The sequence below is a fragment of the Actinosynnema sp. NPDC049800 genome, assembly GCF_040656635.1.
Taxonomy (GTDB): domain Bacteria; phylum Actinomycetota; class Actinomycetes; order Mycobacteriales; family Pseudonocardiaceae; genus Actinosynnema.
On sequence record NZ_JBFAMT010000006.1, the window covers coordinates 164,795 to 176,873 of the forward strand.

Below are 12,079 nucleotides of genomic sequence, written 5' to 3' on the forward strand. Positions count from 1 at the left end.
TTCAACGAGCGGGGGTTTCGCGGCACCGGACCCGAAATGGAGCAGGGGACGTCCGAGGGTGATCGGTGAGGCGGTCCGCGAGCGGATCTGTCTGATCGCCCGGACCTCCCCCTCCTCCTGGGGCATCAGCGCGTTCTCGACCTGGTCGCTGTCCAGGCTGCGCGAGCACCTGCTCGATCGCGGCACCGTGGCGGCGATCACCCGGGAGACCCTGCGCCGCATCCTGCACACCGGCGGCATGTCCTGGCAGAGCACCTCCACCTGGAAGGCCTCGGACTTCCCGACCAGGATGGACCGGATCCTGGACCTCTACGACCACCCATCTGAGCGCGGCCGGGTGATCTGCATCGACGAGTTCGGGCCGCTCAACCTCCAGCCCCGCAAAGGCAGGTCTGGCGGCCGACCGGCTCCCCGCTGCGATTACGGGCCACCTACAACCGCCGCCACGGCGTCATGCACATGCTCGCCGCCCTGGACCTGGCCACAGGGAAGATCCACTACCGCATCCGCCGTCACAAACGGCACGGCGAACTCCTGGACTTGCTCAGAAGCCTGCGGGCGCGGTGGCCGGGTCAACAACTCCACCTGGTCATGGACAACTTCTCGCCCCACCGCCACCCCGACGTCCACGCCTGGGCCGCCGCCAACGACGTCGAGCTGGTGTTCCTGCCGACCTACTCCAGCTGGTTGAACTGGATCGAGGCCGAGTTCACCGCCCTGCGCTACTTCACCCTCAATGGCACCATCCGTACACAGGCAGCCTGTCACGACCTTCCGCGCACCGCCTGTCAACCAGGCCGGTCGGCATGACCGCGGCCGAGCGGACCGGGCTGGCCAGGGAACGGCTCTACCGCGAGCTGCGGCGGTTGCGTACGAGGCCAAGACGAGCGGCCCAGTCCTAGCACCGGCTGCAGGTTCGCCAGACCCACATCGACGATCTGGACGAGCGGTTCGTATTCCTGCACCGAAAATGCACGGTGCTTCGGTCGGCAACAAATACGACTGGCTCCGGGGCAGCGGCGGATGCCGCAGCCCCGGGACGCCTCATCAGCGCGGTTCCGCTGTGCGGCTACACGCCCCAAATGCTCCATTGCTGCGCAGCGCTGCCGTTGGGACCCCACAACTGCAATTGCCTACCGGCGGAGTAGTCCGAACTCGGAATGTCGAGCACGAAAGCTCCATCGGTGTGCGTGGCGAGCTGGTGCCCACCCACAGGATGGGAAAGGCGGTGCCACCGCTGCGAGGCGCTCCCGTCGCAGCGATTGACCTTGATGCGCACTCCCCAACCGCGTTCGCCGTCGAAGTCCAGGCACAGCCCCCAGTCGTAGGACGGGTGGTAGTAGTCACCGCCCTCGCGTGCATCCTCCTCTACCCACACCTGGGCGGCGGTGCCGTTCGACGGCCACAGCTGGACGGCGCTGCCATGTCCGCCGGACCCGGCGGCGTCCATGACCAGACCGTTGTATTGGGCATGGAACTGCCACCGCTCCCCGGTCATCGCCGACGGTTGCGCCGCGGCGGTCGCGGGCACGGTGATCGCCATTGTGAACATGAGCGCAGCCGTCAGAGCAGTCCAGTTTTTGACAGATGACATGATCTCCCCCTGGTCGGTTTTATTTCAACCCACCCGACCGCAACCGATCAGTGATGGTTCGAGGTCGGATAACTGTGCGAATCCGGCGACCGGCGTCAGTCGACGATGCCGTATTGCCAGGTGTCGCAGTAGACGTCGGTGCCGCCCGGGCCGTTCCGGAGGCATACCCTGAATCGGAAGGACTGACCGGTGGAGATGGTGGGCAAGTCCTCCCAGAACTGGCAGTCCCCGGTACCTCCGGCGGCATGAACTTCGTACCTCGTGCCCCGGACCTCCAGCATCGCCACGGCTCGTCTGCCATCTTTGGCTCCGCCGTCGCAGACGTCCATGTCCCGCCTGTCCGACGACGGGTTCACGAATCCTCCGTACCCGAAACCGCCTTCCGGCGAGGTCCGGGACACCGAGTCCGCATCCTCGGCGTACGCCGCCGGAGCGGAGACGATACCGCCGGCGACAAGCGTTGTGCCCGTCAGCATGGCAGCGGACAGATGACGAACCCGTTTGAAATATTTCATTTCATCCCCTCATCCGGCGATACGCCCGGATTGCCGCCATTCTTCGGGAGCCACCGCGCGAAGGCGTTCGACCGCCCCAGAAGACAGCGTGCAGGACGTGCCTGGGAAGAATCTTGTACGTTTCTGGAGTGCCGACACCTCCGCCCGGACGACCGCGTTCGCCGGCATCCCGACGCGGTCGACCTGGCCCAGCCCAGCCCAGCCTGCGAGCGGCTGCACACCAACATCCGCACCGCACGGGGCCACCGGCAGCCGGCGACGTTCAACGCCAAGCGCGCCGCCCTCGCCAGCGCTTCGTCCTACTTCGCCGACCAGGAGTGGATCAACGACGCTGAGATGGTGCTCCACGGGCTCCGCCGGGAGCACCAGCACGAGGACCGGACGTTGTGGTCAGTGCTCTACACCACCGCGGCCCGCGCCGAGAAGTCTCTGGGCCTGGACGTCGAGAACCTCGACTGCGGGAACAGGAGCGCCCGCACAAAGCGCAGGGGCGACAAGCTGCTATACGACGCGCACCGTGCTGATGCTCGGTCAACTCCTCGGGCGCCGCCGCACCGGCCCGAGCTTCCTGCCGACCCGGATCGCGCCGAACGACGGCACAGTGCGGGTCCGCGACAAACGGGTGGGACCCGCACGACCTGCTGGACCGCGGCTCACCCATGCCGGCAAGGACCGCGACCGAGGCCGACCTGATGAACCTCTCCGGCCACGAGGACCGGCGCACCCTCGAGCGCTACCTCGAGCCGTCCAAGGAGGGCACGCACCGCCGCCTGGACGCAATCGACGCCTGCCGTCCCGAGCACCCCCAGACGCCGCCGAACTTGCCGCGAACCCGGATACACACCCAGTGAATGGGATACGGCGCTGCGCGGTGCCCTCAGCTTGATCACTCGGACCGCCGCGTCAACCGGATGACCCTCGGGTTGACGATCACAGGCGCGCCGCACCGCATTTTAAACCGAGATCGCGATATGCGCCAGTAGTTCATCAGACAACGCCCGGTGGACCCTCTTGGGGCTTTTCAGCATCGTTGACCGTACGCGCGGTCAGCCACAGTGGGGCGTACGACAACACGAAGGGATCACTTGCGGTGAACGTTCGTCTCAAATGGATCAAGCTCGGTACGCTCTCTACGGCACTACTACTCGGCAGTACCCTAGCCGCCGCCCCGCACGCAACCGCTGCGAGCGGCTATACCGTCCACGGCATGGTGGCGTGTAGCTCCGGTGCTCCAGTCAAGGCCGTGCAGGTGGTGGCGAACAACGGAGGCAGCGGGCCCGCCCAGTTGGGCAGGGCCGATGATGTGACGACCCTCGTCCCCAACAAGATCAGGTTCGCCAAGAACATCCCCAACGGGGGCACCTACTGGCTCCGTGTCGACTGCGCGTCGTCCATGTACATGCCAGCCAAGTCGGTGTTCTCGAACACCACGAGCAGTCGGAACCCCGATTTTCGTTGCAACAACTTCCCCCGGGCATGGGATCTCCTCGTCCGCACGACCCAAGTGCCGCTTCGGGGCAAGCAAGTCCTCCCTCCTTACGGCCGGTGCGCGTAATCGGCATTTAAAGCTTACAGTCGCCGGTTAAGCGCCCGCGAAGACATCCGACACATTCCCTCGTCTCGTACTCCGAGACAAGGGAATTTCTTTTGCCCGCGACCGGTCAGCCAAACAAGTTTCGTCAACCGCGCCGGAGCAACTTGACCTCGCACTAGGCAGTGTCCCTGCAGACCGGTGATCAGGGTGTCTGACAGTTTTGGTGCGTGGTGGGGCGTGGTGAGTTGACCGATCGTGCGTGGGCTGTGATCGAGCCGTTGTTACCGGTGTCCGGGCGCGGGCGCAGGTGGCGGGATCACCTTCGCCAGCAAGCCCAAGACCGTCAAGGGGAGGCCATTGATCTGCACATGATGGCGAGAGCCCACCACGGCCTGGGGGAGGATCGAAGAGCGATCGCGCTGTGCCAGCAGGCCCTCGACATCGAAGAACACCACCGCCTCCGACGAGAAACCGCCGCGACCCTGTACACCCTCGGCACTCTGCTGCGCACACCGACACCACGCAGGCACTCCGCTGCTGGCGCGAAGCCCTGCGCATCTACGACGACTTCGGCGACGACCGCGCAGCCGACCTGCACGACCGCCTACGTGCCCTCGAAGCCCAGGCGGACCGACCGTCCACAAACGTGATCGACCAAGGCAGTCAGCTCAACCGAGTCGCGGCCCTGACCCATCAACTCGCAGACAGTGAAGTTGACCCAGTAGTACGCGGCTGACGGCACATCGCCAGAGCGGCCTCGAAGCGCTCCTCGAGCACCCGACCCGCACACTGGGGCATGGCGAGAGCATGATGAGGACGCGTTCACGAGCCGACGGATCTCGGTGATGGCCAGCTCGATCATGGTCTGCTGGGCGTGGTCGCCAGGACGGCAAGTGTGGCCGCCGTACCAGGCGTTCTTGGGCTCACGCTGTCGAGCGGGTCGGCGCCGGGGCGTTCCCGGCAGTTGCCCGCGGCAGGCACGATGGTGGCGTGCCCCGGACATGGATCTGCGTACGACAGGTTCTGCTGACCCTCGGATTCCTGCTCGCCATCGTGGTGACCAGCGGCGGAGTGGCCTTCAGCTACAGCTTCGGCTTCACCTGGCTCACCGTCCTGGTCTCGTTGCCCCTACTGGCCGGTGTGTTTGCCAGCGGGATGGTGTGGTTCATCGGCGAGCATTCGCTGGATGTCGAACCGAAGTGGATCGTGCCGGTAGCGATCGCCTCGGTTTGTCTGTTCTTCTATGCCCCGATCGGTCTGTCGCTCGCCTATCTGCACACGGCTGCGGATCGGGTGGCCGTCGTGGTCGTCGACGACGTCTACGGCAACTCCGCTCCGGACACCGACCAGAAGATCCGGGTCGCGGACGCCGGCACCGGCGCGGACCTCGGCGAGCTTGCCTACCACGCGGACCGGGACCTGCGGGTCGGCGACCGGCTGGAGGTCCTGGTCGATCCGCGGGGCTGGCTGCCGACGGAGGGCCCGGGGATGTCTCCCGCGACGCGCACGATGACCTACCTGTTCGCCGGCACCGGGTTCGGCGTGATGTTCCTGATCACCGGGTTGCGCATGCGCCGGGATCTGCGCCGCTATCGGCTCACCGGCTCCCGCCTGCCGTTCGCGGCGCCGGCGGACGCGCGGGATCCCGAACTCCGGCGCGAACCGACGGCCGACAACCCGGATGCGCCGGAGTTCGACCCGCCCGATTCCGACGGCGTGCTGGAGCGGGCTGAACAGGGGGGCGCTGGCGGCTCCTCCAGCGGTGACCACGGCGACTCCGGCGGCGATTACGGGGATTGAGCCGTCCGGGCTGCCGACGAATCCGTTGAACAGTTCCAATCTCGGAGCGGCCACCGACGGCCCCTGACTACAGCGGGGAGATCCTGGCATCGCCCGGCAGGTGGGGCCAGCTCAACCGCCCTCCCAGAACAATGTCACCCAAGTGGGCCAAATCAAGCCGCTCAAGCCGGGGCCAACTCAAACCGCCAGAGTCAGGGGTGAACACGTCCAGCCGATCACCCCGGTGACCGCCGCGCCCCGCCGCCGCGTCACGCTGGCGGCTGGTGACCACGACCTGCCCGCTGGGACCGGGTGGCGGGTCCAAGCCCCGCAGGTCGGCCGGGTCCTGCACGTCGTCCACCACGATCAGCAAGCGGCGCGATGTGCCGGCCAGCCACTCCCGAAACCGCTCCGCCGCTTCGTCGGGCGACCGGTCGGCGATCCGGTGGTCCTGCTCGACCAGCACCCGTGCGGCAGCCTCGGCATAGGCGGTCACGATCGCGTTGCGTGAGAGAGCCGACACCCACACCGCCACGGCCAGTTCCGCGTCTGCCCATACCGACCAGGCGTGGTGGGCGGCCAGCTGGGTCTTGCCGACCCCGCCCATCCCCGACACCACGACACCGGCGCGCCGCCCGGCCCCGACCAGCACGACCGAGCGCCCCGTGGCCAACGTCTCCACCATGTCGGCGTGGGCCCGGCGCTGCTGATAGTGCACCGCCGGTGCGTGCGGCACCCCGACCCGCACCGGCCACACCACCCGAGGCCGGGCCTGGTGGTAGTGGACGTTCCCGGCGACCGCACCGATGGCCATGCTCTGGTCGTTCGCGGTGATCGCGTCGGGGACAGTCCGGATACGCACGGTCACCCCCGTGGCCGCCGGTCGGCCGTGCCCGAATCCGGGCACGGCATTTGGTCCGGTGGTTGGCTGTGGCCATGCTGGAGCCCGTGGGAGACGAGGTGCCGGAGGAGCTTCTCCGGCACGTGGTCAGGACGACCGGGTTGCCTCCCGCGCTCGCGCGGCGCGTGGTGTCGGACGTCATGGGCTACTTCGTCGAGACGGCGGAGGAGTACGTGCTGCGCCGGCACGCCGAGCTGCGGCGCGACGGGCTGGGCAACGCGCGGATCTGGGCGCTGCTGCGGGAGGAGCTGGACGTGCGGCCGGTGGCCGCGCCGCCGCTGTCCGAACGCCAGCTGCGCCGGATCGTCTACGGCTAGGTCGACGCCAAGAGGGAGATCACCGGACATGTGCGGAATCGTCGGTTACGTGGGTCCGAGGGACGCCGTCCCCGTGCTGCTGGAGGGCTTGCACCGGCTGGAGTACCGCGGCTACGACTCGGCCGGCGTCGCGGTCGCGGACGACGGCGGGCTGCGGGTCGTCAAGACCGCCGGACGAGTCGGCGACCTGCGCAAAGCCGTTGCCGAGGGCACGGCGGGCCGCACCGGCATCGCGCACACCCGGTGGGCCACCCACGGCGAGCCGAGCGACCGCAACGCCCACCCGCACGTGGACGCCGCCGCACGCGTCGCCATCGTCCACAACGGCGTGTTCGAGAACTCCGACCGGCTGCGCGCCCAGCTGGCCGCCGACGGCGTCGCGCTGGCCTCCGACACCGACAGCGAGGTCCTCGCCCACCTCGTCGCCCGCAGCACGGCCGACACCCTCGAAGACGCCGTGCGCGAGGCGTTGGCGCAGGTCGAAGGCACCTACGGGGTGATCGTGATGGACGCCGACCGGCCGGGCGAGCTGGTCGCCGCACGCCGGGGCAGCCCGGTCGTGCTGGGCGTCGGCGAGCAGGAGATGCTGGTCGCCTCCGACGTCACCGCCCTGGTCCGCTTCACCCAGCAGGTCATCTACCTGGACGACGACGAGATCGCCACGGTCACCGCCGACGGCTACCGCACGTCCACCATGGACGCCCGCGCCACCAGCACCACCCGCTCCCCCACCGCGATCGACGTCGCGAGCGCCGAGTACGAGCTGGGCGAGCACCCCGACTTCATGTACAAGGAGATGCGCGAGCAGCCCGACGCGGTGGACCGCTGCCTGCGCGGGCGGCTGGACCACCGGTTCTCCTCGGCCAGGCTGGACGGCGTCGGCCTCACCCCGCAGGACTACCAGCGCATCCGCCGGGTCAAGCTGCTCGGCTGCGGCTCCGCGTACTACGCGGGCCAGCTCGGCGCGCAGCTGATCGAGGAGCTGGCCCGGATCCCGGCCGACGCCGAGCCCGCGTCCGAGTTCCGCTACCGCAACCCGGTGGTCGACCCCGACACGCTGTACGTCGCGATCAGCCAGTCGGGTGAAACCCTGGACACGCTCGCGGCCGTGCAGGAGCTCAAGCGCAAGGGCGGGCACGTCATCGGCGTGGTCAACGCGGTCGGCAGCACGATCGCCCGCGAGTGCGGCCACGGCATCTTCCTGCACGCGGGCCCCGAGGTGTCCGTGGCGGCGACGAAGTCGTTCACCACGATGGCCGTGGCGCTGGCGATGCTGGCGCTGGACCTGGGCCGGGTGCGCGACCTGTCCATCACCGAGGGCAGGCGGCTCGTCGCCGGCCTGTCCCAGCTGCCGCACCAGATCGCGCAGGTCCTCGCCGCCGAGGACGACATCGCGGCCATCGCCCGCAAGTACGCCGGGGCGGAGCACATGTTCTTCGTCGGCCGGGTGCGCGGGTGGCCGGCCGCGCGCGAGGGCGCGCAGAAGCTCAAGGAGATCTCCTACGTGCACGCCGAGGCCTACCAGGCGTCCGAGCTGAAGCACGGGCCGTTGGCGCTGATCAACCCCGAGATGCCGACCGTGGTGCTGGTGCCGGACGACGAGCTGCTGGCCAAGAACACCGCCACCATCGAGGAGATCAAGGCGCGCGGCGGTCCGGTCATCGCGGTCACCGACGCCGAGCTGCCGCCCGGTCTGGCCACCGACGTCATCCGCGTGCCGAAGGCGCACGACGCCTTGGCCCCGATCACGCTCTCGGTGCCGTTGCAGCTGTTCGCCTACCACCTCGCGCACGCGCTGGGCCGTGACGTGGACCGGCCGCGCAACCTGGCCAAGAGCGTGACCGTCGAGTAGCCACCCGGCCTGGACCGTTCAGGCGCGGCCATTCGCGTGACGGCATCGGGGATCGCTATCGGCTCATATCGGGCGGGTCGGGGTGGGTGTTGACCGGCGTCGTCCCCGCACGGAACTGTTTGCGTATTTTCGCCGACACAACCCGCGGGGGACGCCGTGAACCACCTATCGTTCGGGATCACGCTGGCCACACCGGCCACGCACGACGCGCTCGTCGAGGCCTGCCGCACGGCCGAGGGGTTCGGGTTCGACTCCGTGCTCGCCGTCGACCACCTCGGGCCGAACCGGACCTCGCCGTTCTCGGTGCTGAACCTCGCCGCCCAGGTGTCGCCCACCCTCAAGGTCGGCACGTACGCGCTCAACGGGGCGTTCTGGAACTCGTCGCTGCTGGCCAGGGAAGTGCAGACGGTGCAGCGGATGAGCGGCGGGCGGCTGCAGCTCGGGATCGGCGCGGGGATCATCAAGCAGGAGTTCGACCTGGCCGGCATCCCGTGGACGCCGATGGACGCCCGAGTCGCCCACGTCGGCTCGCTGCTGGACGAGCTGGGCAAGCTGCTCGACGCCGAGCCCGACGTCGAGCACCCGCCGGTGCTGATCGGCGGCACCGGTGACCGGATGCTGCGCCTGGCCGCCGAACGCGCCGACGTCGTCAGCGTGGGCGGCATCAGGCACATCAAGGGCAAGGCGACGGGGAACTTCCGCGTCATCGGCTCGGACGAGACCGAGGAGCGCGTGGCGTTCGTGCGGGACGCGGCGGCGGGGCGCGAGGTCGCGCTGAACGCGTTCGTCCAGGTCGTCGAGGTGACCGACGACCGGGAGGCGGCGGCCGAGCGGATCGCCGCGGACTGGGAGCTGACGGCGGAGGTCGTGCTCGACTCGCCGTACATGCTGATCGGCACCGCGGCCGAGATCGCGGAGCAGGTCGTGGCCTCGCACCGCCGGTTCGGGTTCACGTCGTTCTGCGTGCAGCGGCCGTACCTCGACGCGCTGGGGCCGTCGATCGCGCTCGCCCGCGCCGCCGCATGACGGCGACGAAGGGCGGTCGGCTGACCGTCGGCCAGGGCACCGCCATGTACGTCGGCGCGGTGCTGGGCACGGGTGTGATCGCGCTGCCCGCGCTGGCGGCCGAGATGGCGGGTCCGGCGTCGCTGCTGGCGTGGCTGGCGCTCGTGGTGCTGTCGGCCCCGCTGGCGGCGACGTTCGCGGCACTGGGCGCGCGGCACCCGGACGCCGGCGGCGTGTCGACCTACGCGCGGCTGGCGTTCGGCGAACGCCTCTCCGCCGTGGTCGGCTGGTGCTTCTACTTCGCCGTGCCGCCGGGCACCACGGCGGCGGCGCTGTTCGCCGGCGCGTACGTCGAGGAGGCCGTCGGCGGCGGGCAGTGGACCGTCGTGGTGACCGCGCTGACGCTGCTGACCAGCATGGCCGTGACGAACTGGATCGGCCTGCGCGCGTCGGGCGCGGTGCAGTTCGTGCTGGCCGCGCTCCTGGTGTTCCTGGTGCTCGGCTCGGTGCTGCTGGCGGTGCCGCACGTGGACATGGGCAACCTGACGCCGTTCGCGCCGCACGGCTGGCTCGCGATCGCGCCGGCCGCGGGCCTGCTGGTGTGGAGCTTCGCCGGGTGGGAGGCGATCACGCACCTGGCGCAGGAGTTCCGCAACCCGCAGCGCGACCTGCCGCGGGCCACGGGCATCGCGGTCACGATCGTGGGCCTGCTGTACCTGTCCGTGGCGTTCGCGATCATCGCGGTGCTCGGCCCGGCCGCCGCGGACGGCGAGGCGCCGCTGGGCCAGCTGATCGCGCGCACGGTCGGCGGCGACGTGAAGGTGGTGGCGGCCGTCGCGGCGGTGCTGCTGACCATCGGGTCGATCAACGCCTACATGGCCAGCGCCTCGAAGCTGAGCGCGGCGCTGGCGCGCGACGGCGCGTTCCCGCGCAACCTGTCCGGCGGCACGGTCGCGGGGGAGGTGCCCCGCCGCAGCCTGGTGGTCGTGGTGGCGCTGTGCTTCCTGTCCCTGGCGGTGGCCATGGGCACGGGCACGGGCGCGAAGCTCTTGGTCCTGCTCACGACCGGGCAGTTCGTGGCGGTCTACCTCATCGGCACGGCGGCGGCGCTGAAGCTGCTGCCGACGCGGTCGCCCGCGTGGTACGCCGCGCTGGTGGCGTTCCTCGGCGTGGTGGGGCTGACGGTCGCCACGGCGGTGTACATGCTGTGGCCGCTGGTGGTAACCGCGACGGCGCTGCTGTTCCTGCGGTGGAACCGGAAGCGGCGCCGGGACCCGGTGGAGGAAGTGGTCACGTGACAGGTCGTCCGGGGTCGCCGCGGTGGGCGGCGACCCCGGACGACGTGGTCAGACGGAGCCGGTGAAGCGGTCGTCCAGGTACGCGAGCTTGGCCTGCTCGTCGCGGTCGGAGTAGAGGTAGCGGATCCAGGCCTGCTGCTCGTGCAGCAGCGCGCCCATCTCCCACACGCACAGCACTTCGCGGTGCTTGCCCTGCTCCAAACGGCGGAAGCTGTCGTGCTGCTTCATGTCCCGGATGTAGACGGTCTCCCACATCTCGTTCTCGTTGCGCCAGGTGCAGACGATGAGGAAGTAGAAGTCGCCGCGGCACAGGTGGTGGATGACGAAGCCGAGGTCGCCGGAGATGTCCAGCTCGCCGGAGGCCGCTTCCGCGCGCAGGAACGACTTGGCCTGGTCGCGCAGCGCCGGGTCGACCACGTCCTGCGGCTCGCGCACCTCGTACCACTTCAGGTGCGCGTCGGGCAGGGCCAGGTCGTCGTCGGGCAGCGCGACGACGTCCTTGGCGTAGTGGCGGTAGTCGGCGTCGACGTTCGAGATGGCCGCGAGGTGCGACAGGTTCCTGGTCACCGGGCGATCCTAGGCAAACGCGCCGGGCTCGGACAGGAGCTTGACCGTGCTCTCGGGCACGGGCACCAGCGCCGTGCTGTAGTCGGCCATCATCTCGTTGATCGGGCCGTCGAACCGCGCCCACTCGGGCCGCTCGTACAGCGAGCCGGCGAGGCGGACGCGCTCCTCCATGCCGGGGAACGCGCGCACCAGGTGCCACTCGTCCTCGTCCAAAGGGGACGGTCCGAACGCGAGCACCGTAATGCCGATGCTGCGCATGAGCGGGATGGTGCCGTCACGGCTGATGCGGTCGAACTCGGCCCGGGTGCCGGGCTTGAGCTTGAACACGCGGGTTTCCAGCAGCCAGGGTTCGGTCATTCGGGCACTCCAAGGACGCGGCGGTAAGCCGAAGCGGGTTTGGGGTGCGCGCGGCTGGGGCGGGCCGAACGCCGGGCTCGCCGACGTTTCTACCGACGACGACACCGGCGCGCAAGGGGTGAACTAGGGTGCCGCGTCGTGAAACCGGATCTGAGCACCCTGCGCGCCGCCGTGTCCGAGTTCGGCGGCTCCACCACCCCGGAGAAGTCGTGGACGGTCCTGACCGCCGCCACCGCACCGGCGTTCGACCTGGGCGTCGCCGCGCACCGGGAGGCCGCGCACGTGTGGCTCAACGCGTGGGGTTGCCGCATCCGCACGCCCCGCCCGGGCGAGCCGCGCGTGCTGGACGAGGGCCTGGCG

General features: G+C 69.5%; 12 protein-coding genes and 1 pseudogene. 8 read left to right on the forward strand and 5 right to left on the reverse strand.

Going from position 1 to position 12,079, the window contains the following annotated elements:
• Window positions 1-16 precede the first annotated feature (16 nt).
• Window positions 17-214, forward strand: a pseudogene (locus AB0I91_RS10710) (helix-turn-helix domain-containing protein); the annotation flags it as partial.
• 128 nt (window positions 215-342) lie between these two features.
• A complete protein-coding gene (locus AB0I91_RS10715) occupies window positions 343-810 on the forward strand; it encodes an IS630 family transposase (RefSeq protein ID WP_499636547.1) in 468 nt (155 codons plus the stop codon).
• A gap of 259 nt (window positions 811-1,069) precedes the next feature.
• Here AB0I91_RS10715 and AB0I91_RS10720 read toward each other — a convergent pair whose 3' ends face one another.
• Both AB0I91_RS10720 and AB0I91_RS10725 read right to left on the reverse strand, forming a co-directional pair.
• Window positions 1,070-1,543, reverse strand: a complete 474-nt coding sequence (locus AB0I91_RS10720; protein WP_499636480.1) for an RICIN domain-containing protein — start codon at window positions 1,541-1,543, stop codon at window positions 1,070-1,072.
• Window positions 1,544-1,689: 146 nt separating this feature from the next.
• Complete coding sequence (locus tag AB0I91_RS10725; RefSeq protein ID WP_498772928.1) at window positions 1,690-2,109, reverse strand: hypothetical protein; 420 nt, start codon at window positions 2,107-2,109, stop codon at window positions 1,690-1,692.
• Between the two features lie 659 nt (window positions 2,110-2,768).
• Here AB0I91_RS10725 and AB0I91_RS10730 point away from each other — a divergent pair.
• Both AB0I91_RS10730 and AB0I91_RS10735 read left to right on the forward strand, forming a co-directional pair.
• Window positions 2,769-2,960, forward strand: a complete 192-nt coding sequence (locus tag AB0I91_RS10730; RefSeq protein WP_499636482.1) for a hypothetical protein — start codon at window positions 2,769-2,771, stop codon at window positions 2,958-2,960.
• 1,673 nt (window positions 2,961-4,633) lie between these two features.
• Window positions 4,634-5,443, forward strand: a complete 810-nt coding sequence (locus AB0I91_RS10735) for a hypothetical protein (RefSeq protein WP_499636484.1) — start codon at window positions 4,634-4,636, stop codon at window positions 5,441-5,443.
• A gap of 67 nt (window positions 5,444-5,510) precedes the next feature.
• Here AB0I91_RS10735 and AB0I91_RS10740 read toward each other — a convergent pair whose 3' ends face one another.
• Complete coding sequence (locus AB0I91_RS10740; RefSeq protein ID WP_499636486.1) at window positions 5,511-6,236, reverse strand: NB-ARC domain-containing protein; 726 nt, start codon at window positions 6,234-6,236, stop codon at window positions 5,511-5,513.
• Window positions 6,237-6,358: 122 nt separating this feature from the next.
• Here AB0I91_RS10740 and AB0I91_RS10745 point away from each other — a divergent pair, with 122 nt between their 5' ends.
• The 4 genes from AB0I91_RS10745 to AB0I91_RS10760 all read left to right on the forward strand — a co-directional run bounded on the left by AB0I91_RS10745 (window position 6,359) and on the right by AB0I91_RS10760 (window position 10,795).
• Window positions 6,359-6,640 (forward strand): hypothetical protein, encoded by a 282-nt coding sequence (locus tag AB0I91_RS10745; RefSeq protein WP_498772920.1) that lies wholly within the window; start codon window positions 6,359-6,361, stop codon window positions 6,638-6,640.
• A gap of 28 nt (window positions 6,641-6,668) precedes the next feature.
• Window positions 6,669-8,492 carry a glutamine--fructose-6-phosphate transaminase (isomerizing) gene (gene glmS / locus AB0I91_RS10750; RefSeq protein WP_498772918.1) on the forward strand — a complete coding sequence of 608 codons (1,824 nt, stop codon included), beginning with the start codon at window positions 6,669-6,671 and terminating at the stop codon, window positions 8,490-8,492.
• Between the two features lie 156 nt (window positions 8,493-8,648).
• On the forward strand, window positions 8,649-9,518 hold the full coding sequence (locus AB0I91_RS10755; RefSeq protein ID WP_498772917.1) for a TIGR03621 family F420-dependent LLM class oxidoreductase: 870 nt from the start codon (window positions 8,649-8,651) through the stop codon (window positions 9,516-9,518).
• The gene (locus tag AB0I91_RS10760) at window positions 9,515-10,795 is read left to right on the forward strand and encodes an APC family permease (RefSeq protein WP_498772915.1); all 1,281 of its coding nucleotides are present in this window, start codon (window positions 9,515-9,517) and stop codon (window positions 10,793-10,795) included. Before AB0I91_RS10755 ends, AB0I91_RS10760 begins: the two co-directional genes overlap by 4 nt.
• A gap of 48 nt (window positions 10,796-10,843) precedes the next feature.
• On the opposite strand, the gene AB0I91_RS10765 is transcribed toward AB0I91_RS10760, so the two are convergent.
• Both AB0I91_RS10765 and AB0I91_RS10770 read right to left on the reverse strand, forming a co-directional pair.
• Window positions 10,844-11,362: a hypothetical protein gene (locus tag AB0I91_RS10765; protein ID WP_498772913.1), complete on the reverse strand. Its 519-nt coding sequence runs from the start codon at window positions 11,360-11,362 to the stop codon at window positions 10,844-10,846.
• A 9-nt stretch (window positions 11,363-11,371) separates the two neighbouring features.
• Complete coding sequence (locus tag AB0I91_RS10770) at window positions 11,372-11,719, reverse strand: NIPSNAP family protein (RefSeq protein WP_498772911.1); 348 nt, start codon at window positions 11,717-11,719, stop codon at window positions 11,372-11,374.
• Window positions 11,720-12,079 lie beyond the last annotated feature (360 nt).